This window comes from Streptomyces sp. XM83C (assembly GCF_023072675.1).
GTDB classification, from domain to species: domain Bacteria; phylum Actinomycetota; class Actinomycetes; order Streptomycetales; family Streptomycetaceae; genus Streptomyces; species Streptomyces thermocoprophilus.
This window is the reverse complement of sequence record NZ_JALLGL010000081.1, coordinates 1-21,550: the sequence shown is the minus strand read 5'-3', so window position 1 is coordinate 21,550 and position 21,550 is coordinate 1. Positions and strand designations below refer to the sequence as shown.

At 73.1% G+C, this 21,550-nt stretch carries 16 protein-coding genes; 12 read left to right on the top strand and 4 right to left on the bottom strand.

What is annotated here, in order from left to right:
- The coding region (locus MTQ10_RS12030; protein ID WP_247465910.1) for a phosphatase PAP2 family protein at positions 1-931 on the bottom strand (931 nt) is incomplete at its 3' end.
- Between the two features lie 567 nt (positions 932-1,498).
- Here MTQ10_RS12030 and MTQ10_RS12025 point away from each other — a divergent pair.
- Both MTQ10_RS12025 and MTQ10_RS12020 read left to right on the top strand, forming a co-directional pair.
- Positions 1,499-3,121 (top strand): MFS transporter, encoded by a 1,623-nt coding sequence (locus tag MTQ10_RS12025; protein ID WP_247465908.1) that lies wholly within the window; start codon positions 1,499-1,501, stop codon positions 3,119-3,121.
- A gap of 152 nt (positions 3,122-3,273) precedes the next feature.
- On the top strand, positions 3,274-4,464 hold the full coding sequence (locus MTQ10_RS12020) for an acyl-CoA dehydrogenase family protein (protein WP_247465906.1): 1,191 nt from the start codon (positions 3,274-3,276) through the stop codon (positions 4,462-4,464).
- 39 nt (positions 4,465-4,503) lie between these two features.
- On the opposite strand, the gene MTQ10_RS12015 is transcribed toward MTQ10_RS12020, so the two are convergent.
- Complete coding sequence (locus tag MTQ10_RS12015) at positions 4,504-4,941, bottom strand: cell division protein SepF (RefSeq protein WP_110627163.1); 438 nt, start codon at positions 4,939-4,941, stop codon at positions 4,504-4,506.
- A gap of 245 nt (positions 4,942-5,186) precedes the next feature.
- Between MTQ10_RS12015 and MTQ10_RS12010 the strand changes: the two genes are divergently transcribed.
- Positions 5,187-6,422 (top strand): DUF5685 family protein, encoded by a 1,236-nt coding sequence (locus tag MTQ10_RS12010; RefSeq protein WP_247465905.1) that lies wholly within the window; start codon positions 5,187-5,189, stop codon positions 6,420-6,422.
- A 13-nt stretch (positions 6,423-6,435) separates the two neighbouring features.
- On the opposite strand, the gene MTQ10_RS12005 is transcribed toward MTQ10_RS12010, so the two are convergent.
- Positions 6,436-7,386 carry an ABC transporter substrate-binding protein gene (locus MTQ10_RS12005; protein ID WP_247465903.1) on the bottom strand — a complete coding sequence of 317 codons (951 nt, stop codon included), beginning with the start codon at positions 7,384-7,386 and terminating at the stop codon, positions 6,436-6,438.
- A 467-nt stretch (positions 7,387-7,853) separates the two neighbouring features.
- On the opposite strand from MTQ10_RS12005, the gene MTQ10_RS12000 reads away from it, so the two are divergent.
- The 7 genes from MTQ10_RS12000 (at position 7,854) to MTQ10_RS11970 (ending at position 15,789) form a co-directional block, all read left to right on the top strand.
- The gene (locus MTQ10_RS12000; protein ID WP_247465901.1) at positions 7,854-8,711 is read left to right on the top strand and encodes an amino acid ABC transporter permease; all 858 of its coding nucleotides are present in this window, start codon (positions 7,854-7,856) and stop codon (positions 8,709-8,711) included.
- Positions 8,708-10,465, top strand: a complete 1,758-nt coding sequence (locus tag MTQ10_RS11995; protein WP_247465898.1) for an FAD/NAD(P)-binding protein — start codon at positions 8,708-8,710, stop codon at positions 10,463-10,465. The genes MTQ10_RS12000 and MTQ10_RS11995 overlap by 4 nt, the downstream gene beginning before the upstream one ends.
- 35 nt (positions 10,466-10,500) lie before the next feature.
- Positions 10,501-11,262 (top strand): amino acid ABC transporter ATP-binding protein, encoded by a 762-nt coding sequence (locus tag MTQ10_RS11990; protein ID WP_282612078.1) that lies wholly within the window; start codon positions 10,501-10,503, stop codon positions 11,260-11,262.
- An 8-nt stretch (positions 11,263-11,270) separates the two neighbouring features.
- Positions 11,271-12,098 carry an FMNH2-dependent monooxygenase gene (locus tag MTQ10_RS11985; protein WP_247465914.1) on the top strand — a complete coding sequence of 276 codons (828 nt, stop codon included), beginning with the start codon at positions 11,271-11,273 and terminating at the stop codon, positions 12,096-12,098.
- 61 nt (positions 12,099-12,159) lie between these two features.
- Positions 12,160-12,987 carry a DUF1684 domain-containing protein gene (locus MTQ10_RS11980; protein ID WP_247465883.1) on the top strand — a complete coding sequence of 276 codons (828 nt, stop codon included), beginning with the start codon at positions 12,160-12,162 and terminating at the stop codon, positions 12,985-12,987.
- A 339-nt stretch (positions 12,988-13,326) separates the two neighbouring features.
- Positions 13,327-14,235: a S1 family peptidase gene (locus MTQ10_RS11975; protein WP_247465880.1), complete on the top strand. Its 909-nt coding sequence runs from the start codon at positions 13,327-13,329 to the stop codon at positions 14,233-14,235.
- Positions 14,236-14,706: 471 nt separating this feature from the next.
- Positions 14,707-15,789 (top strand): S1 family peptidase, encoded by a 1,083-nt coding sequence (locus MTQ10_RS11970; RefSeq protein ID WP_247465878.1) that lies wholly within the window; start codon positions 14,707-14,709, stop codon positions 15,787-15,789.
- Between the two features lie 74 nt (positions 15,790-15,863).
- Here MTQ10_RS11970 and MTQ10_RS11965 read toward each other — a convergent pair whose 3' ends face one another.
- On the bottom strand, positions 15,864-16,892 hold the full coding sequence (locus tag MTQ10_RS11965) for a DUF3533 domain-containing protein (protein ID WP_247465875.1): 1,029 nt from the start codon (positions 16,890-16,892) through the stop codon (positions 15,864-15,866).
- 132 nt (positions 16,893-17,024) lie between these two features.
- On the opposite strand from MTQ10_RS11965, the gene MTQ10_RS11960 reads away from it, so the two are divergent.
- Entirely contained in the window at positions 17,025-20,537 is a 3,513-nt protein-coding gene (locus MTQ10_RS11960; RefSeq protein ID WP_247465912.1) for a DNA polymerase III subunit alpha, read from the top strand.
- Positions 20,534-21,502, top strand: coding sequence for a DNA polymerase Y family protein (locus MTQ10_RS11955; protein ID WP_247465872.1), 969 nt, complete (start codon positions 20,534-20,536; stop codon positions 21,500-21,502). The genes MTQ10_RS11960 and MTQ10_RS11955 overlap by 4 nt, the downstream gene beginning before the upstream one ends.
- Positions 21,503-21,550: the final 48 nt, after the last annotated feature.

Sequence of the window (21,550 nt, the reverse complement as noted above, 5' to 3'; positions counted from 1 at the left end):
GGGCCAGATAGGCCGGGGCATGGGCCGGGGCGCGGGGCGGCCCGACCGCCTCCCGGGCGGCTGCGGCCGTCTCGCCGTGGGTGGCCGCCGGGCGCGGCGCCGGCGGCACCGCAGGGGCGGCCGGAGAGGCGGCAGGCGCTGCGGCCGGGGCGGGCACCGGGGCCGTGCGGGTGCCGCGGGCGCGCCTGCGGTCGCGCAGGTCGAGGATCCACACCTCGGCGCGGGCGATCAGCGGCTCGAACCACGGCAGCGCCAGCAGGATCAGCAGACCGGCGGCCCAGCCCAGCAGGACATCGCTCAGCCAGTGCGTACCGAGGTAGACCGTGGACATGCCGACGCCGAGCGCCACCACCGCCGACAGCGCCGACAGCCACCGCCGGGCTCTCGGCGTGGAGGCCAGATACGCCAGGATTCCCCAGGTCACCACCGCGTTGGCGGTGTGGCCGCTGGGGAATATATCGCCGCCGAGCCCCATCTCGTTCGAGCCGATGACGGTCGCGTAGTGCGGGCCGAGCCGGCCCATGCCGATCTTCGCGGCGCCGACGGTGATGTTCAGCAGCAGCAGCGAGGCGCCGAGCGTGAGCAGCGGACGCAGCGTGTGCTGCCGCCAGGAGCGCCAGCCGAGCCAGGCGGCGACCATCACGGCCGTGGGGCCGCGCTGGCCGAGGACGACGTAGTAGTCGACGAAGGCGTGGATCCCGGACCACTGCTGGTACGGCCGGAAGAACATGACCTGCCAGTCGAGGCGGACCAGCCAGGAGGTCGTGACGACGAGCCACACGATGGCCGCGTAGAAGGCCAGGGTCGCGCCGAAGAGCGCGGCCCTGTGCCGCGTCATACGCGGTACGTCGATATGGGTCGGTCGTTGCGGCTCCCGGTCCAGCCGGTGGAAGAGCCGGTCCCAGCGACCCGCCTTTGGTTCAGTACGCACTCAATCGACGTTACAGGGAGTGAGCTGCGCATCGCCCAGGACCCGGCGGGTTTGTGATGACCACGTGATGTGGGATGGATCGCAGTTTCGCTTTATTCCCGCGGTGGCCTGCCGGTTCGTGCACGATGCAATTCGAACTCGCTTCATCTTGCTCGTGTCGGGCTGTTCTGTCTTTCAGAATATGTTCATCTGCGACTCGCGAAGAAATGCAGCGCACGTGGATGCGGCTCCCCTCGCGGGCGGGCCCGCACCTCCCCGTCCGCACCGGCCGGGTGCCCTCCCCGGCATCGGCCGGGTGTCCCTCCCGCGCCGGCAGGTCCTCCCTCCGCGCCGGCCCGGACCTCCCGCGCGCGTCCGTCCGGGCCCCGGCGGACCCGCCCGCCGCCGGCACCTCGCCCCACCGGGTGTGTCTCGTGTCACACCCCTGCGCATGTGGCGCAAAAGACAGCCGAGCCCCGTCCCTCACCGACTCGCGTACTCTGACGACTCACCCGCACGCGCCCGCCCCACGGCGGTGCCGCACGCCGCCTGGCCGGCGGAGCGAGGGATCATCTGGGAGGTACGTACATGTCCGGGACGACCACGGCCGCCGCAGCGCTGCGCCGTCGGACGGCCGGGGCCGGTGCCAACCGCTGGATCGTCCTCGTGGTGCTCTGCGTCAGCCTGCTGCTGGTCGCCGTCGACGCCACCGTGCTGCATGTGGCGGTGCCCGCCGTCACCGAGGACCTCAAGCCCGGCGCCATCGAACTGCTCTGGATCGTCGACGTCTATCCGCTCGTCTGCGCCTCGCTGCTGATCCTCTTCGGCACGCTCGGCGACCGGGTGGGCCGCAGACGGATCCTGCTGCTCGGCTACGCCCTGTTCGGCGTCGCCTCCGCGGTGGCGGCCTTCGCCCCGGACGCCCGCGTGCTGATCGGGGCCCGGGCGCTGCTCGGCGTGGGCGGCGCGATGATCATGCCGGCGACGCTGTCGATCCTGCGGCAGGTCTTCCCCGACCGTCGGGAGCGGGCGCTCGCCATCGGCGTGTGGAGCGCGGTCGCCGCGGTCGGCGCGGCCGTCGGCCCGCTGCTCGGCGGGTTCCTCCTGGAGCACTTCTGGTGGGGCTCGGTCTTCCTGGTCAATATCCCCCTCATGCTGGTGAGCCTCCCGGTGGGCCGGCTGCTGCTGCCCGAGTCGACCGGCGACGGCGAGGGCCCCTGGGACGTGGCCGGCGCGCTGATGGCGGCGGCCGGACTGTTCGGCCTGGTGTTCGGGGTGAAACGGCTCGGCGGCAGTGAGCCGGTGCTCAGCCCGCTCACCCTGGCCCCGCTCCTCGCCGGTGCCCTGCTGCTGGTGCTGTTCGTGCGACGGCAGCGCGGACGCCGGCATCCCCTGGTCGATCTGCGGATGTTCGCACGGCCCGTGTTCGGCACCTCCGTCGGCTGCATCGTGCTGGCCATGCTGGCGCTCGTCGGACTGGAACTGATCGCCGCGCAGTACCTCCAGCTCGTGCTCGGCCTGTCCCCGCTGGAGACCGGGCTGCGGCTGCTGCCGCTGACCGTCGCCGCGATGGCGGCGGGCCTCGCCGGGGCGCCGCTGCTGCGCCGGCTGGGCCCGCGCCGCATGGTGTCCACCGGGTTCTGCCTCACCGCCGCGGCCGTCGTGACGCTGACCGCGATGGGCGCCTCCGACAACCCCGCGCTGCTGCTGGCCGGGTTCGTGCTGCTCGGGTTCGGGCTGGAGACCACCTTGTTCGGGGCGTACGAGTCCATGCTGAGCGAGGCCCCGGCCGAGCAGGCCGGAGGCGCCGCGGCCATCGGCGAGACCTCCTACCAGCTCGGCGCCGGCATCGGGATCGCGCTGCTCGGCAGCGTCATGAACGCCGCCTACGCGCCCGGCCCCCGGTCCGTCGCCGGGGTGCCGAAGGCGGACGCGGTGGCGGCCGGGCACTCGCTGGGCGAGGCCTACGAGGTGTCCGGACGGCTCGGCGGCTCCGCCGGCGCGGCGCTGCGGCGGGTGGCCCGCGACTCCTTCGTGCACGGGCTGCATGTGACGCTGCTGGTCAGCGCGGGGCTGCTGCTGACGGGTGCGGTGATCGCGCTGCGGCTGCCGAAGACGATGCACTGCCCGGAGGTGTCCGTGCCCGCGCCACGCGGCATCGAGGGCCTCGAAGGTGTCGAGGGCGTCGAGAGGTCCCGCGTCTCCGCCTGACACGGCGTGCCCGCTACCGCAGGGCGGAGGGGACACACCCGGTGCCCCAGGTCCGCGGATCCCGTACTGGACGTACGGGAGACTGCCCCCGTAACGTCGGCCCCCGACGTCGTAACTAGCGGCGCTAGTTTCAAAGCGTGCCGGAGGGTTCCATGTCCGCGTCCTCGAAGCTGCCCCCGTTCGATCCCGCCGACCCCCTCGGCATCGACGACCTCCTCGAACCGGAGGACCTCGCCGTCCGGGACACCGTGCGCGCCTGGGCGGCGGACCGCGTGCTGCCGCACATCGCCGAGTGGTACGAGAAGGGCGAGCTGCCGGGCATTCGCGAGCTGGCCCGGGAGCTGGGCTCGATCGGCGCGCTCGGCATGTCCCTGGAGGGGTACGGCTGCGCCGGGGCCTCGGCCGTGCAGTACGGGCTGGCCTGCCTGGAGCTGGAGGCCGCCGACTCCGGCATCCGCTCCCTGGTCTCCGTGCAGGGCTCCCTCGCCATGTACGCGATCCACCGCTTCGGCAGCGAGGAGCAGAAGCAGACCTGGCTGCCCCGCATGGCCGCCGGTGAGGTCATCGGCTGCTTCGGGCTGACCGAGCCCGACCACGGCTCCGACCCCGCCTCGATGCGCACCTCCGCCAAGCGCGACGGCTCCGACTGGGTGTTGAACGGCCGCAAGATGTGGATCACCAACGGGTCCGTCGCCGGGGTGGCCGTGGTGTGGGCGCAGACCGAGGACGGCATCCGCGGCTTCGTCGTCCCCACCGACAGCCCCGGCTTCTCCGCGCCGGAGATCAAGCACAAGTGGTCGCTGCGCGCCTCCGTCACCAGCGAACTGGTCCTCGACGACGTACGGCTGCCCGCGGATGCCGTACTGCCGGAGGTACGTGGGCTGCGCGGGCCGCTCAGCTGTCTGTCGCATGCCCGGTACGGCATCGTGTGGGGGTCGATGGGCGCGGCACGGGCCAGTTTCGAGGCCGCGCTCGACTATGCGCGGTCACGGGAGCAGTTCGGTCGGGCCATCGGCGGCTTCCAGCTCACCCAGGCCAAGCTCGCCGACATGGCGGTGGAACTGCACAAGGGGATTCTGCTCGCCCATCACCTCGGGCGGCGCATGGACGCCGGCCGCCTGCGTCCCGAGCAGGTCAGCTTCGGCAAACTCAACAACGTACGGGAGGCCATCGAGATCTGCCGTACGGCCCGTACGATCCTCGGCGCCAACGGGATCTCGCTGGAATACCCCGTGATGCGGCACGCGACGAATCTCGAATCGGTGCTCACCTACGAGGGCACCGTGGAGATGCACCAGCTCGTGCTGGGCAAGGCGCTCACCGGACTCGACGCGTTCCGGTGACGGACCCCGAGCAGGGCGGGGCCGGTGAGCGGCCCTGCCTCAGCTCTGGTTGAAGAAGCCGTCCGAGCGGTGCGCGGCCGGCTCGCCGCTGATGATCTCCGTGTCGGCGGGGGTCAGCAGGAACACCCGGTTCGAGACGCGGTCGATGGAGCCGCGCAGGCCGAAGATGAGCCCCGCCGCGAAGTCGACGACACGCTTGGCGTCGGCCGGCTCCATCGCCGTGAGGTTCATGATGACGGGCACGCCGTCCCGGAACAGCTCGCCGATCGCGCGGGCGTCCCGGAAGCTGTCCGGGGTGACCGTGCCGATCCGGCGGCCCTTCTCCTCGGCCGTGTCCGTGGCGACCTTCACCCGGGGGTCGGTGACCCAGGCGTCCCCGGAATCGGTCCCCTCGGAGTAGTCGTCGTCGTAGTAACGCTCGTCATCGTTGTCGTCGACGAGGCCAAGCCAGGCACTCGCCTTGCGCACCGATCCCATGGACGCCTCCTCTCACAGCGGTCTTTCTTGCATTCCGCATCCCTATGGTCATCCATGATGCGGACGGCGCGCCAAGTGGATAGTCGCCGCGCGGGGGGTTTGTGACGGTACTGGTGCACAGCGGATCCGTCGAGAGCCCAGGTATCCCAAGGGTCGTGTCCCAAACGGCTGCTGACTGTGAGTGAAATATGATTCTTCGCGGCGTCCGGGTGACGGGCGGGGCGTACGGGTGAACGGGGAGTGATGTGTTCGGGATCGTCAGGCCGTGCCGACACCGGCTCGGAGAGGGGCTCGCCGCGCAGTGGACAGCACATCTGTGCGGGCTCTGCCTCGCGCTCCGCAAGGACCACGGGCAATTCGCCCGAATTGCGACGAACTATGACGGGCTTCTCATATCGGTCCTGACGGAGGCTCAGACCGGGAACACCGCCGCCGGACGCCGCAAGGCCGGACCCTGCCCGCTGCGCGGCATGCGCACCGCGTCCGTCGCCGACGGAGAGGGCGCCCGGCTCGCCGCGGCCGTCTCCCTGGTGCTGGCCTCCGCCAAGGTCCGCGACCATGTCGCCGACGGGGACGGGCTGCTGGCCCGCCGCCCCCTCGCCGCCGCCGCCCGCAAGGTCGCCGCCGGCTGGGGGCGCGCGGGGCAACGCGGCGGCGGCGCCGTCGGCTTCGACACCGCCGTACTCGTCGACGCAGTGGACCGGCAGACCGGTCTCGAGGCGCTGGCCGGGCCCGGCACGCCGATCCTCGCCGTCACCGAGCCCACCGAGACCGCCACCGCCGCCGCGTTCGCGCACACCGCGATCCTCGCCGGACGGCCCGGCAACGCGGCACCGCTCGCCGAGGCCGGACGGCTCTTCGGCCGGCTCGCACACCTCCTCGACGCCGTGGAGGACCAGGCCGCCGACGCCGCGACCGGCGCCTGGAACCCGCTCACCGCCACCGGCACCTCACGCGCCGAGGCGCGCCGCCTCGCCGACGACGCCGTGCACGGTGTCCGGCTCGCCCTGAAGGACGCCGAGTTCGCCGACGACGGGCTCGTGCACCGGCTGCTCGTCCATGAACTGCGCCGCTCCGTCGACCGGGCCTTCGGCACCGTGCCCGTCTGCGCCGCCCACCAGCCCGGCCCCCACGGCACACCCCAGCAGTACCCCCACGGCCCCGGCGGACACCCGCAGCAGCCGGTGCCGGGCGGCGGCAACCCGTACGCCGCGGGCGGTCACGGGGGCGGCTTCTCCGGCTCCTCCGGCGGCTTCGGCGGCGGAGGCGGCGAGGGCGGCCCCGGCGGGGGACAGCCCAAGCCGCCCGAGCCGCGCGGCTTCTGGGCCGGCTGCGGCATGTTCTGGGTGCAGTTCTGCACCTGCCGTATGTGCTGCGCCAAGGAGTACGAGGGGCCGTGGTCCCGGAAGAAGCGCGAGGGCTGCTGCCGGGACTGCGACTGCTGCGATGTCTGCGACTGCTGTGATTGCTGCGACTGCTGAGGCTGACGCCCGCTCAGGACTCGATCTCCGGCGGTGAGATCCGCGACTCGGTGACGGCCGACCCGGTCGTCCCCCACTTCTGGAGGATCTTCGCGTACGTGCCGTCCGCGATCAGCTTGTTCACCGCCGCCTGGAAGGCGGGCGCCAGCGGCGTGCCCTTCTTGAAGGCGAAGCCGACGTCCAGGCGGTGGAACTCGTTGAGGAACTTCACCCCCGGCTGGTGGGCGACCGCGTACCGCAGACCGTTGATCGTGGACATCACCACATCGCTGCGGCCCTGCTGCACAGACGACCAGATGGCGCCCTGCTCGCTGTAGGTCTGCACCTTGTACGGCTTCTCGCCCGCGTCGGAGCAGACGTGCTTGTTCTTCTCCAGCGTCGCCTCGAACGTCGTGCCCGCGCCGGTAGCGACGTTCAGCCCGCACAGCTGCTTCAGATCCGTCACCTTCGACAGATCGCTGTCCTTGCGGGTGGCGAAGCCCTGGCCGTCGTTGATGTACGTGACGAAGTCGATCGTCCTGCGCCGCTCGTCGGTCACCCCGAAGTTGCTGGCGCCCACGTCGTACTTGCCGCTGCCCAGCGCGGGCAGGATCGCCTCGAAACTCGCCTGTTCGATCCGCACCTCCACACCGAGCACCTTCGCCACGGCGTAGGTGAGATCGACGTCCTGCCCGGTCAGGGTCCTGCCGTCGTCGAGATACGTCGTGCCGGGCGGGGTGCCGCCGACGGTGACCGCGACCGTGAGCCGCTTCACCCCCGCCGGCAGCAGCCGCGCCGCGGCCTCGTCCTCGGCGATGCCGGACACGACATCGGTGGTGGGCACCCGGTCGGCGGCAACGGCCGCGTCCGCGGCACCCCCGGAACCGGAGGAACCGGAACCGCACGCGCTGAGGACGAGGGCGGCCGAGGTGATCACAGCGAAGGGCGCGAGGTGCCGCGGACGGGCACGGAGGAACGCACGCATGAGCGGTCGGACTCCTGTGAGCAGCGGAACGTGAAAGGACGCGGGCACGAGGGGAGGGGAGAGCACGTGTGAAGGCGTACGCCGGCGCGCCGAGGCGCGACGGCGCGAGGGGATACCCGCGGGAAGAGGAGAAGTGCGGCGGCCGTGCCGGCCCGGACAGGGCGGCGGGCACGCTCAGGGGGTCAGCTCAACAGGAACAGGACCACACACGACCGAAGTCGATGTGGGAGCGCGTGACCAGCCACTGATGCGGATGCATGGGCCAAGTGGAACAGGTCCCCGGTTCTCCGTCAACTGACTTGAGATGTACGGCTCACACTCCGGACACGCTTGACAGCGAGGGGAAACACCGCCGTAGAGTCGACGAACGGCCCTGCTGAGGGGCTCGGCCGTACCGCGCCGCCCGGCGGCGCCCCGTGTGAAGGCACCCCACCCGTGTCCGCTTCCGACACGTCCGGAGCCTTCGCATGTCGTTCGAGACACTCCCCCGAGCTTCCGCCGCACCCGGCACATCCGGACCGGCCGACGTCCCCCGCATCGTCCCGCAGCGTCGCTGGGGCCCGTGGACCGCCGCCGCCGTCGTCCTCGTCCTGCTCGCCCTCGCCGCGACCTCCGTCCTGCGCAACGACGCCTTCCAGTGGGACGTCGTCGCCGAGTACTTCACCACCGCCTCCGTCCTGCGCGGACTGTGGCTCACCCTCTGGCTGACCGCCGTGGTGACGGTCCTCGGCTTCGCCCTCGGCACCCTGCTCGCCGCGGCCCGGCTCTCCGCCAACCCCGTGCTGCGCGCCGTCAGCTGGGGATACGTCTGGCTGCTGAGGTCCATACCGATCCTGGTGCAGCTGCTGCTGTGGTTCAACATCGGCGCCCTGTACCCGACGGTCCTCGGCGTGCGGACCGTCGACCTGCTCGGCCCGGTCACCGTCGCGATCATCGGCCTGACCCTGCACGAGGCCGCCTACGCCGCCGAGGTCGTCCGCGGCGGCATCCTCTCCGTCGACCGCGGCCAGATCGAGGCCGCACAGGCCCTGGGACTGAGCCGCCGGCGGCGCTGGCGGCGCATCGTCCTGCCGCAGGCCATGCGCTCCATCGTGCCGCCCGCCGGCAACATGCTGATCGGCACCCTCAAGGGCACCTCCATCGTCAGCGTCATCGCCGTCAGCGACCTGCTGTTCTCCGTGCAGCTCATCTACCACCGCACCTACCAGGTGATCCCGCTGCTGATGGTCGCCACCGTCTGGTACACCGTCGTCACCTCGGTGCTCGGCGTCGGCCAGCACTACCTGGAGAAGCGGTTCGCGCGCGGGTCGGAGCGCACCCGATGAGACCCTCCCTGGTGATCGTCGGCGCCGGCCCGCGCGGCACCGGCGTACTGGAACGCATCGCCGCCAACGCGCCCGAGCTGTACGCCGGTTCCGGGCTCGACGTGCATCTCGTCGACCCGCACCCGCCGGGCGCCGGACGCATCTGGCGGGCCGACCAGTCCCCGCTGCTGTGGATGAACTCGCACGCCGAGGACGTCACCATGTTCACCGACGACACCGTCGACATGGCGGGCCCCGTGCGCCCCGGACCCACCCTGCACGAATGGGCCGGCATCGACGGCCGTACCTTCGCCGACCGCCGCCTCCAGGGCGACTATCTGCGCTGGGTGCACGAGCGGGCGCTGGCCGAGCTGCCGCCCGGCGTCACCGTCCACCACCACCAACACCGCGCCCTGCGCGTCACCGGACCCCGCGAGGGCCGCCAGCAGGTCTGGCTCGACGGCCATGAACAGCCCCTCACCGCCGACCTCGTCGTCCTCGCCCTCGGTCACCTCGACGCCGAACCCGACGACGAGCAGCGCGCCCTCACCGCGTACGCCCGCACCCACGGCCTGGTCCATCTGCCGCCCCACTTCACCGCCGACACCGATCTCGACGTCCTCCCCGCCGGCCGGCCCGTCCTGGTCCGCGGGTTCGGCCTCGCCTTCGTCGACCTCATGGTGCTGCTCACCGAGGGGCGGGGCGGACGGTACGACGGCGACACCTATCTCCCCTCCGGGCGGGAGCCGGTGCTGTACGTCGGTTCGCGGCGCGGAGTGCCGTACCACGCGAAGCTCGGCTACGACCTGAGCGGCGAACGCCCCCCGCTGCCCCGCTTCCTCGGCCCCGCGCAGACCGCGGAACTCCTCGCCCGGCCCGGCGGGTTCGACTTCCGGCGCGATGTGTGGCCGCTCGTCGCGAAGGAACTCGGCTTCGCCCACTACCACCGGCTGTTCACCGCCCACCCCGAGCGGACCGCGCTGCCCCGGCCCGACTTCGAACAGCGGTACGCCGCCGCCCGCGACGACGCCGACCTGGCGGCCCTCGTCGCCGCCGCCGTGCCCGACCCGCGCGACCGGCTCGACCTCGCCGCACTGGACCGCCCGCTGGACGGGGCCCGCTACGACAGCCCCGAGGCCCTCCAGGAAGCACTGTGCGCCTACATCGACGCCGACCTGGCCCGCCGCGGCGACCCCGCGTGCAGCCAGGACCTCGCCGTCTTCCTCGCCCTGCTGTCCGTCTACGGCCAACTGGTCCGGCTCGGCGACCTCGGCCCCTGGTGGCACGGCTTCTTCAGCCACCTGGCCTCCGGGCCGCCCGCGCCCCGGCTGCGGCAGATGCGGGCCCTGTCCCGGGCCGGCCTGCTGCGGTTCGTCGGCGCCGACATGACCGTCACCGCCGCCGACGGCGTCTTCCGCGCCCACAGTCCCACCGTGCCCGGCCACACCGTCGAGGCTCGCGCCCTCGTCGAGGCACGGCTGCCCGAACCGACCGTCGGACGGGCCCGCGACCCGCTGCTGCGCCGCCTGCACGCGGACGGCGCCGCCGAGACCCCCCACGGGCTGCTGCGCACCGACCCCGCCGACGGCCGCGTCCTCGACGCCGACGGCCGGCCGCATCCGCGCCGGTTCGCGCTCGGCCCCTGCACCGACGCCCGCACACCGGGCGCGTTCACCCGGCCGCGCACCGGCGGTGCCGCGTTCCGGCAGAACGACGCGACCGCGCGGGCCGCCCTGACCTTCCTGCGGTCGCTCACGGTGCGCGCCGCCGCCTGAACTCCCGCCCCCCGAAACCCCCTAGGACTCCCACGATGAGCGTCATGGTCGACATCAGGTCCGTGCACAAGAGCTTCGGACCGCTCGACGTCCTCAAAGGCATCGACCTCCAGGTCCGCGCCGGAGAGGTCACCGTCGTCCTCGGCCCCTCCGGTTCCGGCAAGTCCACGCTGCTGCGGACCATCAACCATCTGGAGAAGGTCGACCGCGGCGCGATCAGCGTCGACGGCGATCTGATCGGCTACCGGCGCAGCGGCGACAAGCTGTACGAGCTGCCCGAACGGGAGGTGCTGAAACAGCGCACCCGGATCGGTTTCGTCTTCCAGAACTTCAACCTGTTCCCGCATCTGACCGTCCTGGAGAACCTCGTCGAGGCCCCGGTCGCCGCGCTGAAACGCCCCCGCGAGCAGGCCGAGGCCACGGCCCGCCGGCTGCTGGAACGCGTCGGGCTCGGCGACCGTGCCGACGCCTGGCCGCGGCAGCTGTCCGGCGGTCAGCAGCAGCGGGTCGCCATCGCGCGGGCCCTCGCCCTGGAGCCGAAGCTGCTGCTGTTCGACGAGCCGACCTCCGCGCTCGACCCGGAGCTGGTCGGTGAGGTGCTCGACGTCATCAAGGATCTCGCCCACCAGGGCATCACGATGATCGTCGTCACCCATGAGATCGGCTTCGCCCGCGAGGTCGCCGACACCGTCGTCTTCATGGACGACGGCCGCATCGTCGAACAGGGCCCGCCCGCCGAGGTGCTGGACCGGCCCCGCCACGAGCGGACCCGCGCCTTCCTCTCCAAGGTGCTGTGAGCGCCCGTATGCCGGGGCTGCTGCATCTCGCCGCCGCCGTCGGCCGCCCCGACGACCCGTACGACACCGACGCGCTCGTGGCGGCCGTACGGCTCGCCGAGCGGGGCGGGCTCGACTTCGTGACGTTCGGCGATCCGGACGCGCCCGCCGGGCCGGGCCTTCTCGCCGCGCTGCCCCGCGTGGCCGCCGCGACCGAGCGCACCGGGCTCGTGGTGGCGCTGCCGCCCGGGCCGGCCGGGGTCCCGGACGCCGTCGCGGAACTCGACCGGGCCGGCCGGGGGAGGGGCGGCTGGTGGAGCGACGGCACGCCCCGACCGGAGCGGGACGCGGCGGACGCGGCGCCGCCCGTCTCCCGGCCCGTGCATGTCGTAAGGGCTGCGGGACCGCGCGATCCGGCCGTGCTCTGCGCCGACGTCATCCTGGTCCGGGCCGCCGGTCTCACGCAGGCCGCCGCCTTACGGACGGGGGTGCGCGCCCTCGCCGCCGAGTCCGGCCGCGACCCCGAAGGCCTGCGCGTGCTCGCCGAGCTGATCGTCGACCTGGACGGCGAGTACGCCGCCGAGCCCGGCCACGGCGGCGGCGGACCCCGGCCCACGCCCCGCGGCCCGCTGTACCGGGGAGGGCCCGTCGACCTCGCCGACCTCATCGCTTCCTGGCACGCGGAGCACGTCGTCGACGGCTTCCACCTCACGCCCGCCGACCCGCGCCGCGACCTGGAACGGCTGGTGAACGGCACGGTCGCGCTGTTGCAGCACCGGGCGCTGTTCCGCACCTTCTATCCCGGCGGCACCCTCCGCGACCATCTCGGGCTCGCCCGCTCGAGAGCCCTCACCTGACCCGGCCTCACCCGAGGCCCACCCACCCCTCGACTCCCACCCGACAGCAAGGACCGACACCATGACGACCGGCACATCACAGGCCGGCCCGGCGGCGGAGACCTCCGGCGCCCTCGCGGCGGCCGACGCGTGGAGGCAGTGGCACGCGGCGCGCGAGGAGTCCGTCTCCGGGCCCTACGGCCCGCTCGCCCTGACCGGGACCCACTGGCTCGACGACTATCCGGAGGGTCGAATTCCGGCCATCCCTGGGGTGTGGCACGCGGACGGCGACGGCGTCGTCCTCACCGCCGGCGCCTCCGACGGACTCACCCTGGACGGACGCCCCTTCACCGGCGAGACACGGCTCACCGCCGACCTCGGACCTGTCGCGAAGGCGCGGGTCGGGCTCGGCGGGCGGCGCCTGGTCGTGCTGGTCCGGGAGGGAGTGTGGGGGGTCCGGGACTTCGACCCGGACGCCGAGGCGCGCCGCCGGTTCCGCGGCATCGACGCCACGCCGTACGACGCGCGCTGGTCGGTGCCGGGCCGTTTCACACCGTACGGCGACGAGCGCACCGTACGGGTGGCGAACGCCGACGGGCGCGAGCGCGGCCTCGGGCTCGCCGGGGAGCTGGCGTTCACGCTGGACGGGCGGGAGCTGACGCTCCGGGTGGCGCGGCAGGGGGGCGGCTCGCTGTGGGCGGTGTTCGCCGACGCCACCAGCGGGAGCGGCAGCTACCGGTTCCGGTTCCTGTACCCGGCCGCGCCGGACGCCGAGGGCCGTACGACGGTCGACCTCAACCGGGCCCAGCTGCCCCCGTGCGCCTTCGCGGATCACTTCGTCTGCCCGTTCCCGCCCCCGGGCAACACCCTCGACGTGGCGGTCGAGGCGGGGGAGCGGAACCTGCGCTGATCCGCCGGTCCGTCCGCCCCGCGCTGCCGCCCGGGGCGGACGGAAGTGTGCGTGTCACGGACGCGTCGGGCCCTTCGGGCGCCCCGGACGTCATGGGCGTGTCCCGGGCGTCCGGGGCGTCCTGTCACGCTTGATCAGTTCATTTGTGTACGCGGGCAGTTGAACGCTGCACGGCCGAAAGGCGCCCTTGCGGCGACGGGCCGCCGGACCGAATACTCCCCCACAGCGCTTGTCAGGGGCACATCCCGTCCGGAATCCGGACGGTGGTCGTGGTCCTGGCTGCGCCTCACGGGCCCCGACCCCACGCGGGCCCCCGACTTCCCATGGAGGGAACGACACGTGAGGATCAAGCGCACCATCCCCCGCAGCGGCGTGACGAGACGGACCCGGCTGATCGCCGTATCCACCGGACTCGTGGCCGCAGCCGCGATCGCGATCCCCACCGCGAACGCGGCCGACACCCCCACCACCTTCAGCGCCGCGCAGCTCACCAAGGCGAGCGACTCGGTGCTGAAGGCCGACATCCCGGGCACCGCCTGGGCCGTCGACAGCAAGACCAACCGGGTCGTCGTCACCGTCGACAGCACGGTCTCCCAGGCCGAGATCGCCAAGATCAAGGAGCAGGCCGGCAGCAACGCCGGCGCGCTGACGATCAAGCGGACCCCGGGCAAGTTCAACAAGCTGATCTCCGGCGGCGACGCCATCTATGCGAGTAGCTGGCGCTGCTCGCTGGGCTTCAACGTCCAGGACAACAGCGGCAACTACTACTTCCTGACCGCCGGTCACTGCACCGACGGCGCGGGCACCTGGTGGTCGAACTCGTCCCACACGACCACGCTCGGCACCACCGCCGGATCCTCCTTCCCCGGCAACGACTACGGCATCGTGCGCTACACCAACTCCTCGGTGACCAAGTCCGGCGCCGTGGGCAGCGTGGACATCAAGAGCGCCGCCACGCCGTCCGTCGGGACCACCGTGTACCGGCGCGGCTCGACCACCGGCATCCACAGCGGCCGGGTCACCGCGCTCAACGCGACCGTCAACTACGGCGGCGGTGACATCGTCTACGGGCTGATCCAGACCACGGTCTGCGCCGAGCCCGGCGACTCCGGCGGCCCGCTCTACTCCAACAGCGGTGTCGCGTACGGCCTGACCTCGGGCGGCAGCGGCAACTGCTCCTCCGGCGGCACGACGTTCTTCCAGCCGGTGACCGAGGCGCTGAGCGCGTACGGAGTGCACGTCTACTGATGTGCGGCGCACGTCCGCTGATGTGCCGGCGCACATCCGCTGACATGTGACCGTACCCGCGCCGCCGGCGACCGCCGCGGCCGGCACAGCGGCCGAGCCCCCGCACACCCACCCGGTGCGCGGGGGCTCTTCCTTTCCCGCACCCCGGTGCCCGTACCCGGCTCTCCGCCGCGGAGCCGGCGCCCCCGGCCGGCCCCGCGGCGGGGGGCGAGAACAAGCCACCCGTGCATCTCAGGGTCCGGTGAAGGTTGCGCGAGAGTTGTGTTTGCAGTGCGAACTCTCGTGCGGCGGACGGTTCGTGATGAGGAGGAAAGCGCGTACTCGTGCCTACGTTGTTCGACGTATGCACGTCCAGAAGTCGGCCTTGTGTGCCCCCTGCACCTTCCGGAAGAGTGAGCCCCCGTCAACCGGCCTTCCGGCACGTGAGGTCCCCACAGCCTCGCGAGCCGTCCCCCCACAGGAGGACGTGAGTTGAAGCACCGACGCATATCCGGGCGGCGGACCGCCGTGGCGGGTGCGGGCATCGCTGCACTCGTCGCCGCGGGAGTCACCTTCCAGACTGCGAACGCGAGCGAGCCCTCGACGGACGCCGCGCCGAGGATCCTCTCGGCCGCCGCGGCCGGAAACCTCGCCTCGGACCTCGGCAAGGAGCTGGGATCCGACGCGGCAGGCACCTACTACGACGCCCAGGCGCGCACCCTCGTCGTGAACGTCCTCGACGAGGCCGCCGCGCGGACCGTCCGGGCGGCGGGCGCGAAGCCCAGACTCGTCGAGCACTCCCTCGCCGAGCTGAGGAGCGCCCGTACGACGCTCAAGGAGGACGCGACCGTCCCCGGCACCTCCTGGGTGACCGACCCGACCACCAACAAGGTGGTCATCACCGCCGACCGGACCGTCTCCGACGCCGAGTGGGCGAAGCTCGGCAAGGTCGTGGACCGGCTCGGCGATGTCGCCGAACTCAGGCGGACCAACGGGGAGTACAGGCCCTTCATCGCCGGCGGCGACGCCATCACCGGGTCCGGCGGGCGGTGCTCGCTCGGCTTCAACGTGGTCAAGGGCGGTCAGCCGTACTTCCTGACGGCCGGTCACTGCACCGAGGCCATCTCCACCTGGTCGGACGCCGACGGCCGGCAGATCGGCACCAACGAGGCCTCCAGCTTCCCCGGCGACGACTACGGCCTGGTGAGGTACACCGCCGATGTCGACCACCCCGGCGCGGTCGACCTGTACGACGGCTCGACGCAGGCCATCAGCGGGGCCGCGGAGGCGACCGTGGGCATGAAGGTGACGCGCAGCGGGTCCACCACGCAGGTCCACGAGGGGACCGTGACGGGCCTGGACGCCACCGTGAACTACGGCAACGGCGACATCGTCGAAGGGCTGATCCGGACCGACGTGTGCGCCGAGCCCGGCGACAGCGGCGGCTCGCTGTTCTCCGGCGACAAGGCGATCGGCCTGACCTCGGGCGGCAGCGGTGACTGCACCTCCGGCGGGGAGACGTTCTTCCAGCCGGTGACCGAGGCCCTGTCGGCGACGGGGACGCAGATCGGCTGACGCCGTTCCGTGCCCTGTGCGGCCCTGCCCTCCGTGCGAGGGCAGGGCTTCCACCTGTGCGGGGCCGCTGCCCGCTACCCGTGTCCCGCCGGCCGCGGGCCCCCGGTGCGGCGGGCGTGCAGGGCCGCCGCCAGCATCGTGATCACGATGCCGCCCAGTGCCCAGGCCGACAGCACCAGGAGCGACCCGGTGAGTGCGTTGCCGTCGAAGTAGGTGATCGAGCGGGCCGCCCAGGTGCCGGCGCCGGGCGGCAGGGCCGGGCCGATCGCCCGCCAGAACGGCGGCAGCATCGGGAAGGGGAAGGCGCCGCCCGCGCTCGGGTTGCCGGCGATCACCACCAGGAGGATCACCAGACCGACCCCGATGATGCCGAAGACGCCCTGGAAGGCGAGGGTGGTCGCGCCGACGGCGAAGACGGTCAGGGCGCCGAGGCCCCACAGCGCCGCCGTGCCGCCGGGCAGGGCGTCCAGGGCCGGGCCGACGATGAGCGCCCCGCCCAGCCCGCCGACCACCGCGACCAGGGCCAGCACCAGGAGGCGGATCGCGGCCCGGCGCGGGGCGGAGGGCCGGGCGCCGGCGCTGACCGCGAGGATCGAGGCGCACAGATAACCGCCCACGCACCAGCCGACGACCAGATAGAACGAGGTCAGGCCGTTGAAGTCCTGGTCGGAATCGGGGGCGAGGTCGACGGTGCGCAGCGTGCGCTGCTGATCGCGCTCCACGGCGGTCATCAGGTCGACGAGGGCGTTGGCCATGGCCGCGCTGCCGCCGGAGGCGACCAGCAGGGTGTCGGTGGTGCCGGCGGGGTGGACCACCAGGGCACCGTAGATCTTCCGGTCCAGGATCTGCCGGCGTGCCGTCGCCTCGTCGGCCAGGGCGCGGGCGTCCAACGGGGAGCCGGGGAGCCGGTCCAGGCGGGCCGCTGTCTGCGCGGCCCGGGGCGCCACCACCCCGAAGGGCGTGTCCTTGGGGCGCGGGTCGTGCAGGGCGCCGACATAGGAGGCGACGAACAGCAGCTGGAGGGCGATCGCGCCGAGGACCATAAGCGTGGCGCGCGGGGTGACGGCGTCCCTCACGTCGCGGGGGAAGGTGGTCCGTGTCATGTTCCCACGCTCCCGGCGGAGAGGTGTTTCCGCAGGTGGGAGGCGACCGAACGGCTGTCGTACATGTGTTCGGGTTTTGGTCTATGGTGGTGGTGAGCAGGTTGGGAACGAATGTTCGAGCAGGAGGTGCGGATGCCGGGCTTCACGCATCTGCACACCGCCTCCGGGTTCTCCCTGCGCTACGGCGCCTCGCACCCGGAGCGGCTCGCCGAGCGTGCGGCCGAGCGGGGCATGGGCGCCCTCGCCCTCACCGACCGTGACTCCCTCGCCGGCGCCGTCCGCTTCGCCAAGGCCTGCGCCCGGGCGGGGGTGCGCCCGCTGTTCGGGGCCGATCTCGCGGTGGTCCGGGCCGAGCCCGACGGCGGGCCCGTACGGCGGCGCGGGCCGGTGCGCGGAGGTGCCTTCGTCGACGAGTCGGCACCCCGGGTCACCTTTCTCGCACGGGACGGCGCCCGCGGTTGGGCCGCCCTGTGCAGGATCGTTTCCGCAGCGCATGTCACCGGGACCGACCGCCCCCGGCTGACCTGGGCGGACAACCACGGCGACGGCCTCGTCGTACTGCTCGGCCCCGACTCCGAGGTCGGCCGCGCCCTGGCCGCCGGACGCCCCGACCGGGCCGCGCGGCTGCTCGCCCCCTGGCGTGAGGTCCACGGCGACGCCCTGCGCCTGGAGGCCGTCTGGCACGGCCGGAGCGGCACCGGCCCGGGCTCGCTGCGGCTGGCCGCCCGCACCGTCGGGTTCGCCGCCGAGCAGGGCGTGCGGCCGGTGCTCACCAACGCCGTGCGGTACGCCGACCCGGGCGCGGGCCCGGTCGCCGACGTCCTGGACGCGGCCCGGCTGCTGATGCCCGTCGACCCCCGGCGTGGGCTGGACTCGGGAGAGGCCTGGCTGAAGGACCCGGACGCGATGCTCGCCGTCGCCGAGCGGGTCGTGGAGGCCGCCGGCTTCCGCCGCGAGGCCGCCCTGCGGCTGCTGGAGCAGACCGCCGCCACCGCCGCCGAGTGCCGCGTCGACCCCGAGGGCGACCTCGGCATGGGCTCCGTCCACTTCCCCGAGCCGCATCTCGTCGGCGCCGGCCGGCGCACCGCCCAGCGGGCGCTCGCCTCACGGGCGGCGGCGGGCATGGTGCTCAAGGGGTACGCGGGGCGGCGCGCCTACTGGGAGCGGATGCACCACGAGCTGGACATCATCGCCCACCACGGCTTCGCCTCCTACTTCCTCACGGTCGCCCAGGTCGTCGACGACGTCCGGGCCATGGGCATCCGGGTCGCCGCCCGAGGCTCCGGCGCGGGCTCCCTCGTCAACCATCTGCTGGGCATCGCCCACGCCGACCCGGTCGAGCACCGGCTGCTGATGGAGCGCTTCCTGTCCAAGGAGCGGGTGGTGCTGCCGGACATCGACATCGACGTGGAGTCCGCGCGCCGCCTGGAGGTCTATCGCGCGATCATCGACCGGTTCGGCGCCGAACGCGTCGCCACCGTCGCCATGCCCGAGACCTACCGGGTGCGGCACGCCGTCCGGGACGTGGGGGCCGCCCTGTCCATGGACCCCGCCGAGATCGACCGCATCGCCAAGTCCTTCCCGCACATCCGCGCACGCGATGTGCGCGCCGCCCTCGACGAGCTGCCCGAGCTGCGCGCGCTCGCGGCGGAGCGGGAGCGGTACGGCAGGCTGTGGGAGCTGGTCGAGGCGCTCGACGCGCTGCCGCGCGGCATCGCCATGCACCCGTGCGGGGTGCTGCTGTCCGACGCCTCCCTGCTGGACCGTACGCCGGTGATGCCGACCAGCGGCGAGGGGTTCCCCATGGCGCAGTTCGACAAGGACGACGTGGAGGACCTCGGGCTGCTCAAGCTGGACGTGCTCGGCGTGCGGATGCAGTCGGCGATGGCACACGCCGTGGCCGAGGTGGAGCGGGCCACGGGGGAGCGGATCGACCTGGACGCCGTGCCCGAGGGCGACCCGGAGACCTACCGGCTCGTCCGGTCCGCCGAGACGCTGGGCTGCTTCCAGATCGAGTCGCCGGGCCAGCGGGACCTGGTGGGCCGGCTCCAGCCGGCCACGTTCCACGACCTCGTGGTCGACATCTCCCTGTTCCGGCCCGGCCCGGTCGCCGCCGACATGGTGCGGCCCTTCATCGAGGCCCGGCACGGGCGGGCCCCGGTGCGCTACCCGCATCCCGATCTGGAGGAGCCGCTGAAGGAGACGTACGGCGTCGTCGTCTTCCACGAGCAGATCATCGACATCGTCGACATCATGACCGGCTGCGGGCGCGGCGAGGCCGACCGGGTGCGGCGCGGCCTTTCCGACGCCGAGTCGCAAGGGAGGATCAGGATCTGGTTCGCCCAGCGGGCGGCGGCGAACGGGTACGACGCCGAGACGATCGCGCGGACCTGGGAGATCGTCGAGGCCTTCGGCTCGTACGGCTTCTGCAAGGCGCACGCCGTCGCGTTCGCCGTGCCGACCTACCAGTCGGCGTGGCTGAAGGCCCATCACCCGGCCGCCTTCTACGCCGGGCTGCTCACCCACGACCCCGGGATGTATCCCAAGCGGCTGCTGCTGGCGGACGCGCGGCGGCGCGGGGTGCCGATCCTGCCGCTGGACGTGAACAGGTCCGGCGTCACCCATCGTGTCGAACTGGTGTCTGAATCAGATGGGGTGAAGTCCGTGTGGGGGCTGCGGCTCGCCCTTTCCGACGTGCACAACATCAGCGAGGCCGAGGCCGCGCGGATCGCCGACGGGCAGCCGTACACCTCCCTGCTCGACTTCTGGGAACGGGCCCGCCCCAGCAGACCGCTCGCCCAGCGGCTCGCCCAGGTCGGCGCCCTCGACGCGTTCGGCGCCAACCGGCGCGATCTGCAACTGCACCTCACCGAACTGCACCGGGGCGCCCGCAGCGGAGGCGGCGGCCAGCTCCCGCTGGCCGGCGGCCGGAAGACCGCGCCGGCCGGGCTGCCCGACCTGTCGGCGGCCGAACGGCTCAGCGCCGAACTCGGCGTGCTGTCCATGGACGCCTCACGCAACCTGATGGACGACCACCAGGAGTTCCTGCGCGAGCTGGGCGTGGTCTCCGCCCGCCGGCTGCGCGAGGCACGGCACGGCGAGACGGTGCTGGTCGCGGGCGCCAAGGCGGCCACCCAGACCCCGCCGATCCGCTCCGGCAAGCGGGTCATCTTCTCCACGCTGGACGACGGCACCGGCCTGGTCGACCTCGCCTTCTTCGACGACTCCCACGACGCCTGCGCCCACACCGTCTTCCACTCCTGGCTGCTGCTGGTGCGCGGGGTGGTGCAGCGGCGCGGGCCGCGCAGCCTGAGCGTGGTGGGTTCCGCCGCGTGGAACCTCGCCGACCTGCTGGAGATCCGCCGGGAGGAGGGCCTGGACGGCGTCGCCGCCCGGCTCGCCGCACCACCCGGCGGCGACGGGGACACGGCGGCGGACGGCGACGGCCCGGCCCGTGCCCGGCTCGCCGGGTCGGACGGCCGGCCGGCACCCGCGGGCTCCGCCGCCCGCGATCCGATGGAGGACAGAAGGATCCGCATGCCCACGGGGTACGAGATGCACCCCTGGGCGGATCTGCGCCCCGCGGGCGAAGGGCCCGCGGTGGGAAGGAAGCTGTGGCACCAGAGTCCGGGGAGTGCGGGATGACCATCCTCTGCGTACGTTTCCAGCTGCCGCCGATGCACGAGGCGGCCCTGCCGGGGCTCCTGGGGCTGCTGGAGGAGTTCACCCCGGTCGTCGAGGCGCTGCCGCCCGACGGCGCGCTCGCCGATCTGCGCGGCGCCGAACGCTACTTCGGGCGCGACGCCGTCGAACTCGCCTCGGTGATCCGGGTCCGCGCCCTCGCCCACCACGGCGTCGACTGCGCGATCGGCGCCGGGCCCGGCCCGATGCTGGCCCGGGTCGCCCTGCGCTCCGCCCGCCCCGGCGTCACCTGTGCGGTGCCCGAGGGCGGCGAGCGGGAGTTCCTCGCCGGCCGGCCCGTCGCCGCCCTCCCCGGCGTGGGCGCCGCCACCGCCCGTACCCTCGGCGAGTACGGCCTCGACACCCTCGGCCGGGTCGCCGCCGCCCCCCTGTCCACGCTCCAGCGGCTGATCGGCGCGAAAGCCGGGCGCGAGCTGCACGAGAAGGCGAACGGCGTCGACCGCGGCCGGGTCGTGCCGAACGCCGTCTCCCGCTCACTGGCCGCCGAACGGCCCTTCGACCTCGACGAACTCGACCCCGGCCGGCACCGCAGGGCACTGCTGTCGGCCGCCGAGGAGATCGGCGCCAGGCTGCGCGCGGTGGGGAAGGTCTGCCGCACCCTCACCCTCACCGTGCGCTACGCCGACCGGTCGGCCACCACTCGCACCCGCACCCTGACCGAGCCGACCGCGCACTCGGCGGCCCTGACGAAGGCGGCGTACGGCCTGTACGACGCGCTCGCCCTGCAACGCGCCCGCGTGCGTGCCGTCACCTTGCGCGCCGAGGGCCTCGCCCCCGCCGAACACGCCTCCCACCAGCTGACCTTCGACCCGGCGGACGAGAAGGCCCGCCGTATCGAGGAGGTCGCGGACCGCGTGCGGGCCAAGTTCGGGCCGCGGGCGGTGATGCCGGGATCGCTGGCGGCGTGACCGGGTGAGCGCGGGGGAGAGGGCGGGAGAGCGGGAGAGGGCGGGGAG

Coding starts and splice junctions, on each gene's coding strand:
- MTQ10_RS12025 (WP_247465908.1), top strand. CDS start 1,499: ATGTCCGGGACGACCACGGCCGCCGCAGCGCTGCGCCGTCGGACGGCC.
- MTQ10_RS12020 (WP_247465906.1), top strand. CDS start 3,274: ATGTCCGCGTCCTCGAAGCTGCCCCCGTTCGATCCCGCCGACCCCCTC.
- MTQ10_RS12015 (WP_110627163.1), bottom strand. CDS start 4,941: ATGGGATCGGTGCGCAAGGCGAGTGCCTGGCTTGGCCTCGTCGACGAC.
- MTQ10_RS12005 (WP_247465903.1), bottom strand. CDS start 7,386: ATGCGTGCGTTCCTCCGTGCCCGTCCGCGGCACCTCGCGCCCTTCGCT.
- MTQ10_RS12000 (WP_247465901.1), top strand. CDS start 7,854: ATGTCGTTCGAGACACTCCCCCGAGCTTCCGCCGCACCCGGCACATCC.
- MTQ10_RS11995 (WP_247465898.1), top strand. CDS start 8,708: ATGAGACCCTCCCTGGTGATCGTCGGCGCCGGCCCGCGCGGCACCGGC.
- MTQ10_RS11990 (WP_282612078.1), top strand. CDS start 10,501: ATGAGCGTCATGGTCGACATCAGGTCCGTGCACAAGAGCTTCGGACCG.
- MTQ10_RS11985 (WP_247465914.1), top strand. CDS start 11,271: ATGCCGGGGCTGCTGCATCTCGCCGCCGCCGTCGGCCGCCCCGACGAC.
- MTQ10_RS11980 (WP_247465883.1), top strand. CDS start 12,160: ATGACGACCGGCACATCACAGGCCGGCCCGGCGGCGGAGACCTCCGGC.
- MTQ10_RS11965 (WP_247465875.1), bottom strand. CDS start 16,892: ATGACACGGACCACCTTCCCCCGCGACGTGAGGGACGCCGTCACCCCG.
- MTQ10_RS11960 (WP_247465912.1), top strand. CDS start 17,025: ATGCCGGGCTTCACGCATCTGCACACCGCCTCCGGGTTCTCCCTGCGC.
- MTQ10_RS11955 (WP_247465872.1), top strand. CDS start 20,534: ATGACCATCCTCTGCGTACGTTTCCAGCTGCCGCCGATGCACGAGGCG.